Source organism: Bradyrhizobium sp. 613_E4_N2_2 (genome assembly GCF_052075995.1).
GTDB lineage: Bacteria > Pseudomonadota > Alphaproteobacteria > Rhizobiales > Xanthobacteraceae > Bradyrhizobium > Bradyrhizobium barranii.
Map to the genome: position 1 here is coordinate 8,661,105 of NZ_CP197234.1, position 18,323 is coordinate 8,679,427.

Annotated in this window: 18 protein-coding genes; 2 read left to right on the top strand and 16 right to left on the bottom strand. The window is 64.8% G+C overall.

From position 1 onward, the window contains the following. Positions 1-143 precede the first annotated feature (143 nt). The 13 genes from phoB to AB7290_RS41285 form a co-directional block, all read right to left on the bottom strand. Positions 144-851, bottom strand: a complete 708-nt coding sequence (gene phoB / locus AB7290_RS41225) for a phosphate regulon transcriptional regulator PhoB (RefSeq protein ID WP_014491300.1) — start codon at positions 849-851, stop codon at positions 144-146. 15 nt (positions 852-866) lie between these two features. Beyond that, positions 867-1,583: a phosphate signaling complex protein PhoU gene (phoU, locus tag AB7290_RS41230; RefSeq protein WP_028155152.1), complete on the bottom strand. Its 717-nt coding sequence runs from the start codon at positions 1,581-1,583 to the stop codon at positions 867-869. Positions 1,584-1,594: 11 nt separating this feature from the next. Beyond that, the gene (gene pstB / locus AB7290_RS41235) at positions 1,595-2,416 is read right to left on the bottom strand and encodes a phosphate ABC transporter ATP-binding protein PstB (protein WP_063979878.1); all 822 of its coding nucleotides are present in this window, start codon (positions 2,414-2,416) and stop codon (positions 1,595-1,597) included. Further along, entirely contained in the window at positions 2,413-3,258 is an 846-nt protein-coding gene (gene pstA, locus AB7290_RS41240) for a phosphate ABC transporter permease PstA (RefSeq protein WP_063979879.1), read from the bottom strand. Before pstA ends, pstB begins: the two co-directional genes overlap by 4 nt. A 1-nt stretch (position 3,259) precedes the next feature. Then, entirely contained in the window at positions 3,260-4,249 is a 990-nt protein-coding gene (pstC, locus tag AB7290_RS41245) for a phosphate ABC transporter permease subunit PstC (RefSeq protein WP_085399617.1), read from the bottom strand. A 144-nt stretch (positions 4,250-4,393) separates the two neighbouring features. Next, positions 4,394-5,407, bottom strand: coding sequence for a phosphate ABC transporter substrate-binding protein PstS (gene pstS, locus AB7290_RS41250; RefSeq protein WP_063985930.1), 1,014 nt, complete (start codon positions 5,405-5,407; stop codon positions 4,394-4,396). A 144-nt stretch (positions 5,408-5,551) separates the two neighbouring features. Further along, positions 5,552-6,850, bottom strand: a complete 1,299-nt coding sequence (locus tag AB7290_RS41255) for an ATP-binding protein (RefSeq protein ID WP_085399616.1) — start codon at positions 6,848-6,850, stop codon at positions 5,552-5,554. Between the two features lie 33 nt (positions 6,851-6,883). Next, complete coding sequence (locus AB7290_RS41260; RefSeq protein WP_063979882.1) at positions 6,884-7,939, bottom strand: lysylphosphatidylglycerol synthase domain-containing protein; 1,056 nt, start codon at positions 7,937-7,939, stop codon at positions 6,884-6,886. A gap of 453 nt (positions 7,940-8,392) precedes the next feature. Beyond that, positions 8,393-8,620 (bottom strand): Rdx family protein, encoded by a 228-nt coding sequence (locus AB7290_RS41265; RefSeq protein ID WP_085399615.1) that lies wholly within the window; start codon positions 8,618-8,620, stop codon positions 8,393-8,395. 11 nt (positions 8,621-8,631) lie between these two features. After that, positions 8,632-9,564, bottom strand: a complete 933-nt coding sequence (locus AB7290_RS41270) for a haloalkane dehalogenase (RefSeq protein ID WP_085399614.1) — start codon at positions 9,562-9,564, stop codon at positions 8,632-8,634. Next, on the bottom strand, positions 9,561-10,151 hold the full coding sequence (locus tag AB7290_RS41275; RefSeq protein ID WP_085399613.1) for a TetR/AcrR family transcriptional regulator: 591 nt from the start codon (positions 10,149-10,151) through the stop codon (positions 9,561-9,563). The genes AB7290_RS41270 and AB7290_RS41275 overlap by 4 nt, the downstream gene beginning before the upstream one ends. A gap of 125 nt (positions 10,152-10,276) precedes the next feature. Next, positions 10,277-10,573 carry a hypothetical protein gene (locus AB7290_RS41280; protein WP_063979886.1) on the bottom strand — a complete coding sequence of 99 codons (297 nt, stop codon included), beginning with the start codon at positions 10,571-10,573 and terminating at the stop codon, positions 10,277-10,279. A 2-nt stretch (positions 10,574-10,575) separates the two neighbouring features. Further along, positions 10,576-11,970 (bottom strand): OmpA family protein, encoded by a 1,395-nt coding sequence (locus tag AB7290_RS41285; protein ID WP_085399612.1) that lies wholly within the window; start codon positions 11,968-11,970, stop codon positions 10,576-10,578. Between the two features lie 164 nt (positions 11,971-12,134). Between AB7290_RS41285 and AB7290_RS41290 the strand changes: the two genes are divergently transcribed. Together AB7290_RS41290 and AB7290_RS41295 are read left to right on the top strand one after the other, a co-directional pair. Further along, on the top strand, positions 12,135-13,193 hold the full coding sequence (locus AB7290_RS41290) for a polysaccharide deacetylase family protein (protein WP_085399611.1): 1,059 nt from the start codon (positions 12,135-12,137) through the stop codon (positions 13,191-13,193). Positions 13,194-13,421: 228 nt separating this feature from the next. Continuing rightward, positions 13,422-14,222 carry an SDR family oxidoreductase gene (locus AB7290_RS41295; RefSeq protein ID WP_085399610.1) on the top strand — a complete coding sequence of 267 codons (801 nt, stop codon included), beginning with the start codon at positions 13,422-13,424 and terminating at the stop codon, positions 14,220-14,222. 194 nt (positions 14,223-14,416) lie between these two features. Here the strand turns inward: AB7290_RS41295 and boxB are convergent, their stop codons facing one another. The 3 genes from boxB to AB7290_RS41310 form a co-directional block, all read right to left on the bottom strand. After that, a complete protein-coding gene (gene boxB, locus AB7290_RS41300) occupies positions 14,417-15,853 on the bottom strand; it encodes a benzoyl-CoA 2,3-epoxidase subunit BoxB (RefSeq protein WP_085399636.1) in 1,437 nt (478 codons plus the stop codon). Positions 15,854-15,982: 129 nt separating this feature from the next. Beyond that, entirely contained in the window at positions 15,983-17,671 is a 1,689-nt protein-coding gene (gene boxC / locus AB7290_RS41305) for a 2,3-epoxybenzoyl-CoA dihydrolase (protein WP_085399609.1), read from the bottom strand. 116 nt (positions 17,672-17,787) lie between these two features. Next, complete coding sequence (locus AB7290_RS41310) at positions 17,788-18,315, bottom strand: DUF309 domain-containing protein (RefSeq protein ID WP_085399608.1); 528 nt, start codon at positions 18,313-18,315, stop codon at positions 17,788-17,790. Positions 18,316-18,323: the final 8 nt, after the last annotated feature.

The following is an 18,323-nucleotide window of genomic DNA, read 5'->3' on the forward strand; positions in this document are numbered from 1 at the left end:
ATCCCGGCGCGTAGTTATTGCGCGGGATGATCACTCCGAGTCTTCGCCAAACCACTCCCTGTGGTTATGGGTCCCTGCGTTCGCAGGGACGACATCGAGGATGCGGTGGCAGCCCGCTAAATCACGTCTGCCACAGCAACCCCTTACGCTTGCTCCGCCTTCGCAAAGCGATCGTCCAGTGCGTAGCCCGCGCCGCGGACGGTGCGGATCGGGTCCTGCTCGCGGCCGAGATTGAGCAGCTTGCGCAGGCGCCCGATATGGACGTCGACGGTGCGCTCGTCGATGTAGATGTCACGGCCCCAGACGCTGTCGAGCAGCTGCTCGCGCGAGAACACGCGGCCGGGATGCTCCAGGAAGAACTCCAGCAGGCGATATTCGGTCGGGCCGAGATCGATCGGCCGGCCCGAGCGCGCCACGCGACGCTTGTCGCGGTCGAGCTCGATGTCGCCATAGGCGAGCACGGTGGCGAGCCGCTCGGGGCTGGCGCGCCTGAGCAGGCCCTTCACGCGTGCCAGCAGCTCCGGGACCGAGAACGGCTTGACGATGTAGTCGTCGGCGCCGGTCGCAAGGCCCCGCACCCGCTCGCTCTCCTCGCCGCGCGCGGTGAGCATGATGATCGGGAGCTGCTTGGTCTCGGGCCGGGTGCGCAGCCGCCGGCACAGCTCGATGCCGGAGAGGCCCGGCAGCATCCAGTCGAGCACGATCAAATCGGGGATGTGCTCCTTGAGGCGGGTGTCGGCATCGTCGCCGCGCATCACCGTCTCGACGTCATAGCCGTCGCCTTCGAGGTTGTAGCGGAGAAGCTCGGTGAGAGCTTCCTCGTCCTCAACCACCATAATGCGTGCGCCCATGGTGTTCGTCGCTCCTTAAGTGTTCGGGACCGTCGTGGCGAAGGTCGTCATGTCGCCCTTCGGCCGCTTGTCGGTGATCGCCTGGCCCTCGATCATGTAGAACACGGTCTCGGCGATGTTGGTGGCGTGGTCACCGATGCGCTCGATGTTCTTGGCGCAGAACATCAGATGGATGCAGAACGAGATGTTGCGCGGATCCTCCATCATGTAGGTGAGGAGCTCGCGGAACAGCGAGGTGCAGATGGCGTCGACTTCCTCGTCGCCCTTCCACACCGCCATTGCCGCCGGCAGATCGTGCGCGGCATAGGCGTCCAGCACCGACTTGACCTGTTGCTGCACGAGGTCGGTCATGTGCTCCAGACCGCGGAACAGCTTGAGCGGATGGAAATCCGTCTCCAGCGCCGCGACGCGCTTGCCCATGTTCTTGGCGAGGTCGCCGATCCGCTCGAGATCGGTCGCGACGCGCATGGCGCCGACGATCTCGCGCAGATCCACCGCCATCGGCTGGCGGCGCGCGATGGTGAGAACGGCGCGCTCCTCGATCTTCTTCTGGAGCGCGTCGAGCTCGGCGTCGATGGTCACGACGCGCTGGCCGAGCGCGACGTCGCGGCGGATCAGCGCGTCGACGGAATCGACGATCATGCGCTCGGCGATGCCGCCCATCTCGGCGACCAGGCGCGTGAGTTCCTGGAGGTCGGTGTCGAAGGCCTTTGCGGTATGTTCAGAACCCATGTTCCGTCTCCTCAGCCGAACCGGCCGGTGATGTAATCCTGCGTGCGCCGGTCGGTCGGCGACGTGAAGATCTTGCTGGTGTCGTCGAACTCGATCAGCTCGCCGAGATACATGAAGGCGGTCTTGTCGGAGACGCGCGCCGCCTGCTGCATGTTGTGGGTGACGATCGCGATCGTGTAGTTCTCGGACAGCTCCTGGATCAGCTCCTCGACCTTGGCGGTCGAGATCGGGTCGAGCGCCGAGCAGGGCTCGTCGAACAAGATCACCTCGGGCCGCACCGCGACCGTGCGGGCGATGCAGAGGCGCTGCTGCTGGCCGCCGGAGAGCGACAGGCCGGAGGCGTTGAGCTTGTCCTTGACCTCGTTCCACAGCGCGCCGCCGCGCAGCGCCTTCTCGACGCGGTCGTCCATCTCGGACTTCGAGATCTTCTCATAGAGACGGATGCCGAAGGCGATGTTTTCGTAGATCGTCATCGGGAACGGCGTCGGCTTCTGGAACACCATGCCGACGCGGGCGCGCAGCAAATTGAGGTCCAGCTTGGGGTCGAGGACGTTGGTCTGGTCGAGCATGAGCTGACCGGTGACGCGCTGGCCCGGATAGAGGTCGTACATCCGATTGAAGATGCGCAGCAGGGTCGACTTGCCGCAGCCAGACGGGCCGATGAACGCCGTGACGCGGTTGGTGCCGAGCGCCAGATTGATGTTCTTCAGCGCGTGGTGCTCGCCGTAATAGAAATTGAGGTTGCGCACCGTCACCTTGGCCGGAGCTTCGGGCAGCACCGGCGCCTGGGGCAAACCACCGGCCGCGCTCATCGATACGGAAAGATCACTCATTTTGCGGTCCTCTCGGCGCTCAGAATGCGCGCGCCAATATTCAGGGCAAGAACGGTCAGGGTGATGAGCAGCGCGCCGCTCCAGGCGAGCTGCTTCCAGTAGGCGTAGGGGCTCTGCACGAAATTGTTGATGGTGACCGGCAGGTTCGCCATCGTCTTGTTCAGACCCAGGCTGAAGAACTGGTTCGACAGCGCGGTGAAGAGCAGCGGCGCGGTCTCGCCGGCGACGCGGGCGGTGGCCAGCATCACGCCGGTAATGAGGCCCGAGCGCGCCGCGCGATAGGCGATGCGCTTGATCACCAGCGAGCGCGGCAGGCCGAGCGCCGAGGCCGCCTCACGCAGTGCGTTCGGCACCAGCAGCAGCATGTCCTCGGTCGTGCGCAGCACCACCGGGATGACGATCACCGCAAGCGCGAGGCAGCCGGCAATCGCCGAGAAGCCGCGCATCGGCACCACCACCGCACCATAGATGAACAGGCCGATGATGATCGAGGGCGCCGAGAGCAGGATGTCGTTGATGAAGCGGATCACCGAGGTCAGGCGGTCGTTGCGGCCGTACTCGGCGAGATAGGTGCCGGCGAACAGACCGAGCGGCGCGCCGATGCCGACGCCGAGCACGGTCATGATGATCGAACCCACGATGGCGTTGCGCAGGCCGCCCTCGGTCGAGCCCGGAGGCGGCGTGTCCGCAACGAAGAGCTCCAGGTTCAGGCCGGCAATGCCGTTGTAGAGCAGCGTCATCAGGATCAGCGCGAGCCATGTGACGCCGAAGGCAGCGGCAGCCAGGCAGAGCACACGGATGACGATGTCCATGCGGCGGCGGCGTGCGTAGATCGGGTTCATGTTACTTCCCCGCCTTCTTTTCAAGACGCATCAGCATCAACCGTGCAGCCGCGAGCACGAAGAATGTCAGCACGAACAGCAGCAGGCCGAGCAGGATCAGGCCGGACTGGTGCAGGCCGTCGCTTTCGGCGAACTCCGATGCGATCGCCGCCGAGATCGTGGTGCCCGGGGCGAAGATCGACGACGAGATGCGGAACGAGTTGCCGATGATGAAGGTCACCGCCATGGTCTCGCCGAGCGCGCGGCCGAGCGCCAGCATGACACCGCCGATGACGCCGACGCGGGTATAGGGGATCACCACGCTGCGCACGACTTCCCAGGTGGTGCAGCCGACGCCGTAGGCGGCTTCCTTGAGCACCGGCGGCACCGTCTTGAACACGTCGACCGAGATCGAGGTGATGAAGGGCAGCACCATGATGGCGAGGATCAGCGCCGCGTTGAACAGGCTGAGATAGGACGGCGGGCCTGCGAAGATCGCGCCCAGCACCGGGATGCCGTCGAAGATCTTGATCATGAAGGGCTGGAACGTGTTGGCCAGGAACGGGCCGAGCACGAAGAAGCCCCACATGCCGTAGATGATCGAGGGAATGCCGGCGAGCAGCTCGATCGCCATGCCGATCGGGCGGCGCGCCCATTGCGGGCAGAGCTCGGTCAGAAAGATCGCAATGCCGAGACCGACCGGAATGGCGATCGCCATCGCGATGAAGGAGGTGATGAGCGTGCCGTAGATCGGGCCGAGCGCGCCGAGCACGGGCGGATCTGCCGACGGCGCCCAGCGCTGCGTCCACAGGAAGGCGAAGCCGTATTCCTTCATCGCCGGGAACGCGCCGACGATCAGCGAGATGATGATGCCACCGAGGATGAGGAGCACCGAGATCGCGGACAGCCGCGTGATCCAGTAGAAGGTGAGGTCGCCGAGCTTGAAGGCGCCCAAGGCCTTGGCGCGGTCATACGGTCCGGCGTCGTCGATTACATCGCTCTGAACGGCCATCTCTGCCACGCCGATCCCCTGTGCCCGTTTGATATACGCTTGTTGTCGGTCTTGTTGTTGGTCTTGCGCTCCGGATGCGGCGCGAGGCCGATCCGGAGCGGAGGTCTTGTGAGATCCCGGCGCCCAGTCCGGGACACAGAGCGCTTAGCTCTTGATCTCGGCAGCCCAGGTCTTCTCGATCAGTTGGACGACCGGGTCCGGCATCGGGATATAGTCGAGCTCTTCAGCCGCCTTGCCGCCGCTCTTGAAGGCCCAGCGGAAGAACTTGATGGCTTCCTGCGAGGCTGCCTTGTCGGTGGCATCCTTGTGCATGAGGATGAAGGTCGCCGCCGTGATCGGCCAGGACTTGTCGCCGGGCTGGTCGGTCAGGATGACGTAGTAGCCGGGAGCCTTGGCCCAGTCGGCGTTGGAAGCGGCCGCCTGGAAGGCTTCGACCGTCGGCTGCACCGGCTTGCCGGCCTTGTTGACGAGGCCGGTGTAGGTCAGCTTGTTCTGCTTGGCATAGGCGTACTCGACGTAGCCGATCGAGTTCTTGGTCTGGCTGATGTTGCCCGACACGCCTTCGTTGCCCTTGGCGCCGACGCCGACCGGCCACTCGACCGCGGTGCCCTCACCGACCTTGCTCTTCCAGTCCGCGCTGGCCTTAGCGAGATAGTTGGTGAAGTTGAAGGTGGTGCCCGAACCATCCGAGCGGCGGACCACGGTGATCGCGTCCGACGGCAGCTTCACGTTCGGATTGAGCTTCTTGATCGCGGCGTCGTCCCACTTGGTGATCTTGCCGAGATAGATGCTGGCCAGGGTCTCGCCGTCGAACACCAGCTCGCCGGGCTTCACGCCCTCGATGTTGACGACCGGAACGATGGCGCCCATCACCATCGGCCACTGGACGAGGCCGTCCTTCTCGAGCTGCTCGGCCTTGAGCGGCGCGTCGCTGGCGCCGAAGGTCACGGTCTTGGCCTGGATCTGCTTGATGCCGCCGCCGGAGCCGATCGACTGGTAGTTCAGACCGTTGCCGGTCTCCTTCTTGTAGGCGTCAGCCCACTTGGAATAGATCGGGAACGGGAACGTCGCACCGGCACCCGTGATGTCGGCAGCAAACGCCGCCGTCGCCGATGCGGCGACCAAGCCGGCAGCGACGATAGTTTTGATGAAATTCATGGTGGTCTCCATACAGGGGAGCGAAGCGCCATCCGCGCCCGATCGCGCTCCCCGTGCCGCCCCTTTAGGAGCGGTCGGCTGTGCTTTTACGAAGGTTTCGTGACAGCTGGATGACACGGCCAAGCGATTGAAATCGCTTGAATATCAGGTCGAGGCCGCGGTCTTCGCCTGGGGAAAACAGGCCGTGAAAACGGCGCCCTGCTTGGGCACGCTCTCGATCAAAAGCCGGCCGCGATGGCGGTTAAGAATATGTTTCACCAGCGATAATCCGAGCCCCGTCCCGCCCTGCGAGCGGCTGTCACCGACGTCGACCCGGTAGAACCGCTCGGTCAGCCGCGGCAGATGCTCGGGCGCGATGCCGGGGCCGAAATCGCGGACCATGACCCGGATTTCCTGAGTTCCATCAGTGGCTGCCGCCGCGGCCAGCGACACGATGACACGTCCGCCCGACGCCCCGTATTTGAGCGCGTTCTCGATCAGGTTCTCGAACAGGCGGAGCAATTCCTCGCGGTCGCCCGCAATCATCACCGGGGTCTCAGGCAGATGGGTTTCGACCTCGACCTGGCGCTCCCGCGCCAGCGGCTCGAGCCCGTCGGCGACCTGGAAGATGATCGGCAGCAGGTCGACCAGGGTGTCGGGCCGCACATGGGCCGACAGCTCGACCCGCGACAGCGAGAGCAGATCGTCGATCAGGCGCGCCATCCGGGTCGCCTGGTTGTGCATGATGCCGAGGAACCGCTCGCGTGCCTTGGGATCGTCCTTGGCCTGGCCCTGGAGCGTGTCGATGAAGCCCGACAGCGCGGCGAGCGGCGTGCGCAGCTCGTGGCTGGCATTGGCGACGAAGTCTGCGCGCATCTCCTCGACCCGGCGCAGCGGCGTCTGGTCGTGGAAGGTCATCAGCATGCATTTGTCGGCGCCGCCGAAGGAGGTCGGCACCGGCACCGGCGTGATGGTCAGCTCCATCCAGCGGTCGACCGGGACATGGTCGAGATAGGTCGTGCGCCGCGGCTCGGTGGTGGCGATGGATTCACGCAGCGCGGTGATGATCTCCGGCGAGCGCAGCGCGAACTGGGCGAGCTCATTCTTGCGCAGCGCCGGCGCCAGCTGGGCGGCGGCGGCATTGAGATGGATGACACGCCCGGCGCGGTCGAGCAGCACCGCCGGATCCGGCATGCCGGCGACGACCGCGGCCACCGCCGCGCTCTCGACCGGGTTGACGCGGCGGGTGTCGTCGCGCGAGGCGGCATTGTCGTGCAGCCTCCAAGGGATCAGCGCCGCGGCCGCGATGCAGAGGAACACCGTCGCCGCCCGCATCACCGACAATTCGCCGAGCGAGACCACCACCGACAGCGCCAGCGCCGCGGCGATCAGGATGACGGTCGAGTGCCGCAGCCGGTCGGACCAGGGCTGCGCGGAGGGAGAAGATGGTGCGTCGATCGCCATCGGGGCGGGCTTCTCCTAAAGGGGATGCGCCGGTCAGGCGCCGGTGTCGCTGCGCTCTCTCACATAGGCGGCTTCACGCGCCGGGCCGGGGTCGAGCTTGAGCGCCGCCTGCTGCAAGCGCTTCGATCGAGCGCCGATTATAACCTCGCGAAACGTCAGCAAGATTACAGATATGACGAAGGGGGAGAGATAATAGAGGACGCGGAACAGGAGCATGCCACCCAGCAGTTCCTCGCGGTCCATCTGCCAGAGGCCGACCAGCATGGCGGCATCGAACACGCCGAGCCCTCCCGGCGAGTGGCTGGCAAAACCGAGCAGCGTCGCCGAGACGAAGATCACCGCCACCACGACGAAGCCGAGATTGGGCTCGTCCGGGACCAGCACGTACATCGCCAGCGCACAGAAGCCGAGATCGATGATGCCAATGGCGATCTGGAGCAGCGTCAGCGGGCCGCCCGGCAGCACCACGGTCCAGGGCCCGCGGCCGACCACCCGCGGCTGGGTCCAGACCCAGACCACATAGGCGACCAGCCCCGCGATGATCATCATCGCCAGCATCCGGTTCAGCCAGGGCGGAAGCTGGTCGATCGCGGCAGCGGCTTCCGGATGGTAGGAGATGCCGAGGCCGAGCACCGCGGCATTGCCGAGCCAGAAGGTCAGGCCGGCGAGGAAGCAGATCTTTGCGACGTCGATCGCGTTCAGGCCATAGGCAGAATAGATGCGGTAGCGCACCGCGCCGCCGGTGAAGACGCTGGCGCCGACATTGTGGCCGATCGAATAGCTGGTGAAGGCGGCGAGCGCATTGATGCGGTAGGGCACATGGGCGTGGCCGATCGCGCGCACGGCGAACAGATCGTAGAAGGTCAGGGTGAAATAGCCCGCGGCCACGAACAGCGCCGCCATCGCGATCTGGCTCGGCTCGGTGCTCTTGATCGCTTCGAGGACCTCGTTGACGTCGATTCCCCGCAGCATGTGGTAGAGCACATAGCAAGCGATGCCGATGACCGCGACGCTGATCACAACTCCAAGCTTATGCAGGACTTGCTTCTGGCGCAGAAACGTCATCGCCCTGCGTATGGCTTCCAGCATCTAGACCTCGAACAACGCTTCAGCGGCCGGGGTGGCCGGCGGACAGGCGGACGACGCACAGGCATTCAACGAACCCTTGCCGCCGGCTCCGGCATCGCGCATGCCCCATGCCCTTCCACTAGCGCGTTTTGGGGCGGAGTGGAATTCAGCAATTCGAACAAAAACTCGTGCCTTCAATATTTTAGGCAGGGTTGCGGGCTCCTGATGCACTGATTGGCGCTTTCGGCGGCAAGACTGACGCGAATCTCCATGGCAATCCTGCGCAGGCGCCATGAAGTTTTGATGATTTCGACCGCACAATGTTCCGTCACGACTTAAGCCGACGTCAATCTATGGGCCGCCCCCGCCTGGCGAAAGAGGGGGTGGCCGGCGCTGTTGTTCAGGGATTTCAGGTGGGCCGAAAGGCCGCGGCGACGGTGGCGGCCTCAGGAAGCGATCGGAATCCGCCCCGGATCAGTGCCACGCGGAAGTGACGGCGGCCACGATTTCGTCGGTACCGGGAAAGTGGCCCTTGCTGCGGCTGGCGACAATGCTGTCGCCGACCCTGACCTGGAAGATCCCACCCTTGGCGGGCACAAGAGCCGCCTCCAGCGCCAGATGCTGCCGCAGCGCAGCAGCGGCGTCCTTGGCGCGCTTCTCGTAGCCGCAGGGACGGCAATAGATGATGGTCACATCAGCCATCTCGCCCGCCTTCAGGCAGCACGCTGCTGGCGCACGGCTTCGATGCCGGCGATCCAGCCGGCGACGGAGCGGCCGATCGCCTCGGGGTGATCCTCCTGGAGAAAGTGCAGCCCAGGTCCGAGGCGCACCAATGCGCAGTGATTCAGCGAGGCTGCGAACCGTTCGGCGAATTCGGGCGCGACGAGCGCGCCGGGCGTGCCCGAGAACAACAGCTTCGGATAGGACGATGCAGCCAGCGCCGCATGCGCGGATTGGAGCGTCTCGTAGACGTCGGCGGGCTCGCCTGCGATCGGCAGTTCGCGGGGGAAGGCGAGAACGGGCCGGCGGCTCTCCGGCGTGGGGAATGGCGCACGGTAAGGCGCCATCTCGTCCTCGCCGAGCTTGCGAACGATGCCACCGGGCAGCACGCGTTCGACGAACGCGTTCGCCTCGAGGATCATCGCTTCGCCCTCGCCCGGCGTCCTGAATTTGCGGAACGCCGCCCTCGCCGCCTCGGCGTGGTCCTGCTCCTCCGCGACCTCGGTGTGGTGAAAGTCCTGCCAGGTCGGCATCGGGCGGATGAACTCCATGAAGGCAAGGCCGCGCACGAAATCCGGCCGGCGCGCGGCGAGATGGAACGCGAGCGCGGTGCCCCAGTCCTGCGCGACGAGATAGGCCGATTTGATGCCGCGCTGTTCGATGAATGCATCGAGATAGCGGACGTGGTCGACGAAGCGATAGCCGATGTCGGGCTTGCCGGACTGGCCGAAGCCGACGAGATCGGGCGCGATGCAATGTGCGACCGGCGATACAAGCGGCAGGATGTTGCGCCAGATATGCGACGACGTCGGGTTGCCGTGCAGGAACAGGGCAGCGGGCGCATCGCGATCTCCCGCCTCGCGATAGGCCATCGTGCTTCCCAGCACGGACGCTTTGAGAATCTCGATTTCAGTTGGCTTGCTCATGTCAGCTCCCTGAAGACGGTTTGAAAGGCGATGGTCTTGAAACGTTCGAGGGCGTTGGGATTGCGGTCGACCTTCATGCGCAGGATCGCGCCCTGCCAGGACGCGAGCAGGAAATCGGCAAGCTCTTCGGGCTCGAAATCGGATGCGATCTCGCGGCACGTCTGGGCGTCCCTGATGCAGGCGGCGAACGGCGCGCGCCATTGCGCGAAGATTTCGGCGAGACGCGCGCGCAGCATTTCGCTGCTGGCTGATGCCTCCAGGCTGAGGTCACCGATCAGGCAGCCACGGCCATAGCCGTCGACCTCCAGCCGGCCGGTGATGATGTCGAGATAGCGCCGCAGCCGCGCGCGCGGCGTCAGCGAGGTGTCGTCGAGCGCCTCCGCGACCAGCCCCCTCGTGGTGTCGAAGTAGCGGTCGAGCACCTCGGAGGCGAACACCTCTTTGGAGCGAAAATGGTTGGTGAAGGACCCCTGCGGCGCGCCTGCCGCAGCGGTGACGTCGCGCACGCTGGTGCCGTGATAGCCGGTCCTGAACATGACCTTCAGGCCGGCATCGAGGATGGCGTCTTTGAGTGAGGGCTTTGGCATAAGGAAAATAATACGTACGTACGTATTAATGTCAAGCGCATTGCGATCGTTTGGCAATTTGCTTGCCGATCAAGCCGTTATCGCAATGTTGGATAGAGGCCCGCCCTCCGAGCGAACCTGAAGACCTAAGCCGCCGGCTGGCTCCGCGAGACCACCCTGTCGCGCAGCCAGGCGCCGATGGTGCAGCCGACGAGGTAGCAGGCGAACATGACCAGCCCGAGATCGAGCCAATAGCCGAAGCGGCCGGGCACCACATGCGCGAACGAGGCTGCGACCAAGGCGGCGGCAAGCACGGCGAGCCAGCGCGCGGTCACCTTCGAGGTGCCGTTGCCGCGCTGGACCACCGAGATCCAGCCCATGCAAAAGCCCAGCAGCAGCGAGCCGATCAGCCAGCCCAGATGGAACGAGACGAGATAGGGCATCATCACCTCACCAGAAATTCGATGCGGCGGTTCTGCGCCTTGCCTTCATCGGTGTCATTGCCGGCGAGGGGTTGCGTGGCGCCATAGCCGACCGGAGTGAAGCGGGTGGCCGGCAGCCCGGCCTTGACCAGATAGTCGATCACGGCCTGCGCGCGCTTCTCCGAGAGAGCCTGATTGAAGGAGTCCTCACCGTCGGCATCGGTGTGCCCGGCCACCTCGATATTGGTGGTGGGGCAGCGCAGCGCCGTCTCGATCAGGTGGTCGAGAATGCCGGCGGAATCCGGGTCGATGTCGGCGCGTTTCGTTGCGAAGCGGATCTTGCCCTTGTTCAGGAGCTCCGTGAACAATTGCTGGCAGACCGTGCCGTCGACCGGGCCCGCGGCAGGCTTCACCGTAATCTCCGGCTTGTACTGCCAGTTCTTCGGGAAGTCCTTGCCGAGGCCTGCGCGGATGTCGTTGGCGGCCCCTTCATAGAGCGCGTCGCCCGACAGCTTCACCTCGCGATCGGACACCACGAGCGTACCGGTCGACAGCCGCGACAGCCCGCCGAGCGCTGTGACCACGGCAGTATTGAAGGAGCCGGGTGCGCCGACGCTGGCCTTGAGATTGTCGACGACCTTTTCGGTGAAGAACTTTCGCGAGGCACTCGTTGCAATGGCCGCGTGCACGTTGTTGTCAGGCACGTAGCCCGTCAGCGTCACGGTCGCGGCGACCGGGTCCTTGTAGGCCTGGAAGATGTAGGGCGGCGCCTTGACATCGTTGGCGGCGACCGAAAAGCCCTCCGGCAGGTTCTTGAGCGCGGCCGCGATCGCCTCACGGCCGCCGAGGTCGCGCGCCATGCCCGACAGATTGACCTTGGTGTCGGTGATCGTGATCCTGCCGTCCTTGAGCTTGCCGATCTGGTCGAGCAGCAGCATCGCGGCCGCCTCGAACCGCGGCGGCGCGCCGCGCGCGAGACCCATCTGATCGGCGACCTCGGTCCCGTTGACCTCCTTGCGCGCGGCCTCGGTCAGGCGCGCCTTCATCGACGGCAGGGGCGCGGAGCCGGACAGCGTCACCCGCACCACGTCACGCTCGGCATTCCAGACGAAGGGCGTTGCTTCGGGAACAAGGCGGGTCCGGTCGTCGACCAGGCGCACGCCCGGGACGAGCTCGACCGCCATCACGGCATCGCGGCGCCCCTCCTCGGAAAAGGCGTCCGCGGCCAGGCCGACGTCCCGGCCGTCGACCGCGATCCGGGTCTTGTCCAGAACGGTCTCCTTGAGCGCGGCCGAGCTGCGGGCGGATAGGTCCGCCTCGACCGGCAAGGTATTATTCCAGGCCGCAAATCCCCACATGACGGCCAGGGGGATCAGCCCTGGCCACCATTTGCTGGCCCACCTGAAAAGCTTCTGCATTCAACGACCCGAACTCTGGAACCGGAGACAAAACAAACCCTTGGCGGGCTGTCAAACCGGAAATGATGCCCTTCCGAAGGCCATGCGTCGACAATTGGAATAACTTTTTCTTCAAGGGTTCTTCCGTAAGTTGAAAGTGGAATGCCAGAGTTCGCCAGCCGGTCATGAAACAACTCCGAAACAACGTCATCCGCGCCGGGCTGGGGGCACTCTATTTCAGCGGGGCGCACCACCTGTTGCGCCCGCTCTTGTCGGGCGTCGGCGCCATTTTCATGCTGCACCATGTGCGGCCGGCCCGCGAGGCCGCGTTCCAGCCGAACCGGCACCTCGAAGTCACCCCCGATTTCCTGCGCGCCACGCTGAGCCATTTGCGCTCGCGCGGGATCGACATCGTCAGCATGGACGAGCTGCATGAGCGGCTGGTGCAGGGCCGGTTCACCCGCCCCTTCGCCGCCTTCACCCTCGACGACGGCTACCGCGACAATCTCGAATTCGCGCTGCCGGTTCTGCGCGAATTTGACGCGCCCTTGGCCGTCTATGTCGCGAGCGAGTTTGCCGAGGGCACCGGACGTCTGTGGTGGACCGCGCTGGAAACCGTGATCGCGAAGGCCGAACACATCGACATCCAGATCGGCAATTCCGCGCTGCGGCTGGATGCAACGACCCCCGCCGCAAAACAAATGGCGTTCGACCGCCTGCACGATTGGCTGCGCGCGCTGCCGGGGGAACATGATCTCAAGCGCGAGATCGAGGCGCTCTGCGCCAGATACGACGTCGACATGGCCGCACTGTGCCGCAGCCTGTGCCTGTCCTGGGACGAGGTGAAGGCATTTGCCGCCGATCCGCTGGTCACGATCGGCGCGCACACCATCAGCCATTGCAATCTCGCCAGGCAGAGCGAGGGGATCGCCGCACAGGAGATGGCGGTAAGCCGCGCGCGGATCGAGCAGGCGCTCGGCCGTACCGTGCTGCACTTCGCCTACCCCTATGGCGACCGCGAAGCCGCGGGCGAGCGCGAATTCGCTCTCGCTGCATCGGCCGGCTTCAAGACCGCGGTGACGACCCGGCCCGGCATGCTGTTCGCAGAAAATGCCGGCCACATGACCGCGCTGCCGCGCGTCTCGCTCAACGGCAATTACCAGGACGCGCGAATTTTGCCGGTGCTGACCTCAGGCGCCGCGACCGCGATGTGGAACGGCTTTCGCCGGATTGCGGCGGCGTAGCCACGCTGTCGTCCCGGCGAACGCCGGGACCCATACCGCGGAATCCATCGATTACATTTGGTAGAAGTACCGAACGACGAGTCTTCGCCAAACTACTCCCTGTGGTTATGGGTCCCGGCGTTCGCCGGGACGACACCGAGTGAGTTGGACCGCAGCCGCGCCACTCTCGCGCCTTCCTTGACTCCCCTCTCCGCCGCGCTCAAAACGTCGCCAACCAAGGGAGGCTCCATGTTCAACGATCTGTTCTCGCTCAAAGGCCGTGTCGCGCTCGTGACCGGCGGGTCGCGCGGCATCGGCAAGATGATCGCGGCGGGCTTCCTCGCGCAAGGCGCGGCGAAGGTCTACATCACCGCGCGCAAGGCCGGGCCGTGCGAGGCGACGGCGAAAGAGCTCTCCGCCCAATATGAGGGCGAATGCATCGCGCTGCCGATCGACATCTCGACCATCGAAGGCTGCGACAGGCTGGCCTCCGAGATCATCAAGCTGGAGCCGAAGCTCGACATCCTCGTCAACAATGCGGGCGCAGCCTGGGGCGCGGAGTTCGACGAATTCCCGGAGAGCGGCTGGGACAAGGTGATGGACCTCAACGTCAAGTCGCTGTTCTTCCTGACCAAGGCACTGGCAAAGCCGCTGCGCGCGGCGGCCTCGCACGAGCGGCCGGCCAAGGTGATCAACATCGCCTCGGTGGACGGCATCTTCGTCAATCCGAGCGAGACCTATTCCTACGCCGCCAGCAAGGCCGCCGTGATCCATCTGACGCGGCGCATGGCGACGAAGCTGATCAAGGACAACATCAACGTCACCGCGATCGCACCGGGCGCGTTCAAGTCCGACATGAACCGCGCCGCGCGCGACCATGCGGACGAGGTCGCCAAGCGCATTCCGGCGCGGCGTATCGGAACCGATGAGGACATGGCCGGCGTGGCGATCTATCTCGCCTCGCGCGCGGGTGATTACGTGGTCGGCAACACCATCGCGGTGGATGGCGGCGTGGTGTACGCGAATGCGGGGCTGGAGATCGCCGGGTAGGCGGGGCGTTTCAGCACAGAGCGCGCGTCACACTCCGCAGTCATGCCCCGGCTTGACCGGGGCATCCAGTACGCTGCAGCGTCTCGATCTATCTCTGCCGCCTCTGGAATACTGGATCACCCGCTCCAGTGCGCAATCGCGCACAAGGCGGGTGATGACACCATTTGCGTTGTGCGAGGGTCGAACCCTGACTCTTACGACTCGATCTTCACGTACTCGAAATCGCCGGGCTTGTTGTCGATGCCGACCTTCGGCGGCGAGATCCAGGAGGCGAACTTGCCGGTCTCGGTGACGGGCTGCATCAGCGAGGTGATGAAGTCGCCGTCGGCGGTCGAGGGCAGCCACTCGTCCTTGCGCTTCGCCCAAATGGCATCGTCGATCAAAAGACCATCCGGCGTCGCATGGATGCCCTTGAACTCGCCGATATGGCGATGGAAAGCGACGTTGGGCAGTTTGAGCTGGAAGTTATAGCCGGCGGTCGAGATCACCTTGTTCCAGCGCAGCATGCCCTTGACGCAGTCCTGGCTGTAATCGTCGCGCAGGCGCATGTTGAGCGCGGTCAGCGCCGGCTCGTCTACCAGCTTGATCTCGCCGTCGATGAACTTGAGCACCGGATAGGTGGCGTTCTTGAGCTGGTGATCGTCGTCGATCTGGGTCTCGTGATAACGGCCCTTGATGCCGGTGTTGAAGGCGTTGGCCGCGTTGGTCGAGACCTCCGAGCCGAACAGGTCGAGCGACAGCGTATAGTGCAGGTTCAGCTTCTTCTGGATCGTCGGCAGGTCGATCACGCCGAGCGCGCGAACCTTTGCGATGTCGGTGGGATCGGTGATGCCGGCTTCGCGCATCGCGTCACAAGTGCGCTGCACGACGCGGGTGATGCCGGTCTCGCCGACGAACATGTGGTGCGCTTCTTCCGTCAGCATGAAACGGCAGGTGCGCGACAAGGGATCGAAGCCCGACTGCGCGAGCGAGTGCAGCTGCATCTTGCCGTCGCGGTCGGTGAAGTAGGTGAACATGAAGAAGGACAGCCAGTCCGGCGTCGCCTCGTTGAAGGCACCGAGCATGCGCGGCGCATCGGCATCGCCCGAGCGACGGCGCAGCAAGTCATCAGCTTCCTCGCGGCCGTCGCGGCCAAAGTACTTCTGGAGCAGATAGACCATCGCCCAGAGATGACGGCCTTCCTCGACATTGACCTGGAACAAATTGCGCATGTCGTAGAGCGAGGGCGCGGTCTTGCCGAGGTGGCGCTGCTGCTCGACGGAAGCCGGCTCGGTGTCGCCCTGGATCACGATCAGGCGGCGCAGCATGGCGCGATACTCGCCCGGGACTTCCTGCCACGCAGGCTCGCCGAAATGCTCGCCGAACGGAACGACGCGATTTTCCTCCTGCGGCGCAAGCAGGATGCCCCAGCGATAGTCGGGCATGCGGACATAATCGAACTTGGCCCAGCCGCGCGGATCGACGGAATAGGCGGTGCGCAGATACACCAGCGACTCCTGAAAGCCTTCCGGCCCCATGTCGCTCCACCAGTCCATATAGCCGGGATGCCAGCCTTCCAGCGCCTTCAGCACCTGGCGGTCTTCGGCGAGATTGACGTTGTTGGGAATCTTGGTCGAGTAGTCGACGTTCATGATGTTCATGGTGGACCTCCCGTGGGGGACTGATTCATTCAACGATTGGCATCGAACCGTGAGCTTGCGAATGGCGAATGGTGAGTAGCGAATGGAAATCCCTATTCGCCATTCACCACTCCCTACTCGCTAAACTCTCGTCATATCGAATTTCGGCTTCTGGCCGCTGCCGTAGCGGCGCAGCGCGCCTTCCTCGCCGACCGCGTTCGGGCGCTGGAAGATCCAGTTCTGCCACGCGGTCAGACGCGAAAAGATCTTCGATTCCATCGTCTCGGGGCCGACGAAGCGCAGGCTGGCTTCCATGCCGGTGAGGCTGTCCGGCGAGAAGCTGGCGCGCTCCTCGAGGAACACGCGCACCTCGTCGTCCCAGTCGATGTCGTCGAGCGCGAAGGTGACGAGGCCGAGCTCTTCCGCCTGCTCGGCGTCGAGCGCGGTGCCCATGGTAGCTTCCGCACGCTCGACGTCGGACGGATCGGCCTGGAAGCGCGATTCCAGCCGGGTCAGGCCGTGGCTCATCGGATACGGACCGAAGTTCATGGCCGACAATTCGATCGACGGCGGCGGACGGTTGTCGCCCTGGCGCGTGCCGATCAGCATGTAGGAGCGGTCGGCGGCGAAGACGAGCTCGGCGAGCGTGCCGGCAAAGCAGGAGCCGGGCTCGACCAGCGTCACCAGCGTGCGCGAGGTGACGTCGATGCGCTTCAGCACGCGCTTCCAATAGTGCCTGATTTCGTTGACCAGCCAGTGCGCCTTGTTGGCTTCGAGGAAGGCATCGGATGCCAGCACATGGGCGCGGTCGCCATGGCTCTTGAAGACGAGCATCGCAATCTCGAGCTCGTTGATGCGCAGATGCAGGATGGCGTCGTCGAGCTCGCGCGCGACCTGGAGCGGCCAGAACGAAGGCCCCTGCGCCATCATGCCGTCGATGTCGGCCGGCGGAGCGGCCTCCGGCGCCTTGATCGAGATGGTGGCGATGCGCGCCGTGCGATCGATGTCGACGCTGACAAAACCGTAGCGGATGCTGGTCTCGTCGATGACGCGCCTGAGCGGTGTCAGCGCAATACCTTTGCCGGTGCCCTTGCGCTTCGACTGGCCTGCGAATTCCTTGGCGCGCTCGGCGACCTTGGCTTCAAGTTTGGAGTTCGGCGCGATCTCGTCGACGAGGCGCCACTGCACGGCGCGCTTGCCCTTCACGCCTTCCTCGATGGTGCAGAAGAAATCGGCGTGGTCGCGGCGCACCTTGCGCTTGTCGACGACGCGGGTGAGGCCGCCGGTGCCCGGCAGCACCGCGAGCAGCGGCACTTCCGGCAACGCGACGGCCGACGAGCCGTCATCGGCGAGGATGATGTGGTCGGTCGCGAGCGCCAGCTCATAACCGCCGCCGGCGGCCGAGCCGTTCACCACCGTGATGAAGCGCTGGCCGGAATTCTCCGAAGAGTCTTCCATACCGTTGCGGGTCTCGTTGGTGAATTTGCAGAAGTTCACCTTGTGGGCATGGGTCGAGCCCGCAAGCATTCGGATGTTGGCGCCGGCGCAGAACACGCGGTTCTTGGCCGAGCGCATCACCACGACCTTCACCTCGGGGTGTTCGAAACGCAGGCGCTGGACGACGTCCGCCAGCTCGATGTCGACGCCGAGATCGTAGGAATTGAGCTTGAGCAGATAGCCTTCGAACAGGCCGCCATTCTCGTCGACGTCCATGGTCAGGGTGGCGACGTCGCCATCGACCGCGAGCTTCCAGTGCTTGTAGCGGGACGGTTCGGTCTGGAAATCGATGAATGTCGCGCCGCCTGCGAGGCGCCGATCTTCCCCGGCCATGGGCCACCCTTGAGCTTGGTTATGCGTTTTGGCTGTAGCGTTAGATGCACAATAGTGCATCTTTTTGAAAGCGTCTAGCCCTTAACGGCCATCGCATGCACTTTGTTTCATGAGACCTATTGAGACCGCACAATGGCGCCCAGGGTGATCCAGTCCGCCTTCGAGAGTTCGGAACGGCCCAGCTTGGCCTGGAGCAGAGCCGTCAGCGCCGGAATGGGGAAGCTCTCGACAAAGCCGTCGCCGCCCGCGGCCGCCTTGCGCGAGTTCAGCGCCCGCAACTCCGCCTGCGCGTCGCCGAACAGGCGCGCGGCCGAATGCAGCCGCTGCATGCGCAGTCGCAAATTGGCATTGGCGATGTGAATGCAGGCACGCAGCAGGATGCGCTCGCGGCCGCCTTGCGGGGCTGCGGCCCACACCGCTTCCAGCACCTCCTGCGATTCCCAGAAATAGCCGCGATCGTTGAGCGCCAGCCCGTAGCGCAGCGCCGGATGGCGCGCCGGCACGTAGCCGCGGAACGCCGGGGGCACCAGCGCCTTGGCCAAATCAAGCGTCTCGTAATCCGCGTCGACCCCGTCGGTCTCGCCCGGCACATAGGCCCATCGCGGCCACGGCAACGGGCCGCTCGCATCCGAAGGCACATTCATGGATGTGC

Bases quoted from the DNA above. Each gene is read 5' to 3' on its own strand.
- phoB (WP_014491300.1), bottom strand. From the start codon at position 851: ATGGGCGCACGCATTATGGTGGTTGAGGACGAGGAAGCTCTCACCGAG.
- phoU (WP_028155152.1), bottom strand. From the start codon at position 1,583: ATGGGTTCTGAACATACCGCAAAGGCCTTCGACACCGACCTCCAGGAA.
- pstB (WP_063979878.1), bottom strand. From the start codon at position 2,416: ATGAGTGATCTTTCCGTATCGATGAGCGCGGCCGGTGGTTTGCCCCAG.
- pstA (WP_063979879.1), bottom strand. From the start codon at position 3,258: ATGAACCCGATCTACGCACGCCGCCGCCGCATGGACATCGTCATCCGT.
- pstC (WP_085399617.1), bottom strand. From the start codon at position 4,249: ATGGCCGTTCAGAGCGATGTAATCGACGACGCCGGACCGTATGACCGC.
- pstS (WP_063985930.1), bottom strand. From the start codon at position 5,407: ATGAATTTCATCAAAACTATCGTCGCTGCCGGCTTGGTCGCCGCATCG.
- AB7290_RS41255 (WP_085399616.1), bottom strand. From the start codon at position 6,850: ATGGCGATCGACGCACCATCTTCTCCCTCCGCGCAGCCCTGGTCCGAC.
- AB7290_RS41260 (WP_063979882.1), bottom strand. From the start codon at position 7,939: ATGCTGGAAGCCATACGCAGGGCGATGACGTTTCTGCGCCAGAAGCAA.
- AB7290_RS41265 (WP_085399615.1), bottom strand. From the start codon at position 8,620: ATGGCTGATGTGACCATCATCTATTGCCGTCCCTGCGGCTACGAGAAG.
- AB7290_RS41270 (WP_085399614.1), bottom strand. From the start codon at position 9,564: ATGAGCAAGCCAACTGAAATCGAGATTCTCAAAGCGTCCGTGCTGGGA.
- AB7290_RS41275 (WP_085399613.1), bottom strand. From the start codon at position 10,151: ATGCCAAAGCCCTCACTCAAAGACGCCATCCTCGATGCCGGCCTGAAG.
- AB7290_RS41280 (WP_063979886.1), bottom strand. From the start codon at position 10,573: ATGCCCTATCTCGTCTCGTTCCATCTGGGCTGGCTGATCGGCTCGCTG.
- AB7290_RS41285 (WP_085399612.1), bottom strand. From the start codon at position 11,970: ATGCAGAAGCTTTTCAGGTGGGCCAGCAAATGGTGGCCAGGGCTGATC.
- AB7290_RS41290 (WP_085399611.1), top strand. From the start codon at position 12,135: ATGAAACAACTCCGAAACAACGTCATCCGCGCCGGGCTGGGGGCACTC.
- AB7290_RS41295 (WP_085399610.1), top strand. From the start codon at position 13,422: ATGTTCAACGATCTGTTCTCGCTCAAAGGCCGTGTCGCGCTCGTGACC.
- boxB (WP_085399636.1), bottom strand. From the start codon at position 15,853: ATGAACGTCGACTACTCGACCAAGATTCCCAACAACGTCAATCTCGCC.
- boxC (WP_085399609.1), bottom strand. From the start codon at position 17,671: ATGGCCGGGGAAGATCGGCGCCTCGCAGGCGGCGCGACATTCATCGAT.
- AB7290_RS41310 (WP_085399608.1), bottom strand. From the start codon at position 18,315: ATGAATGTGCCTTCGGATGCGAGCGGCCCGTTGCCGTGGCCGCGATGG.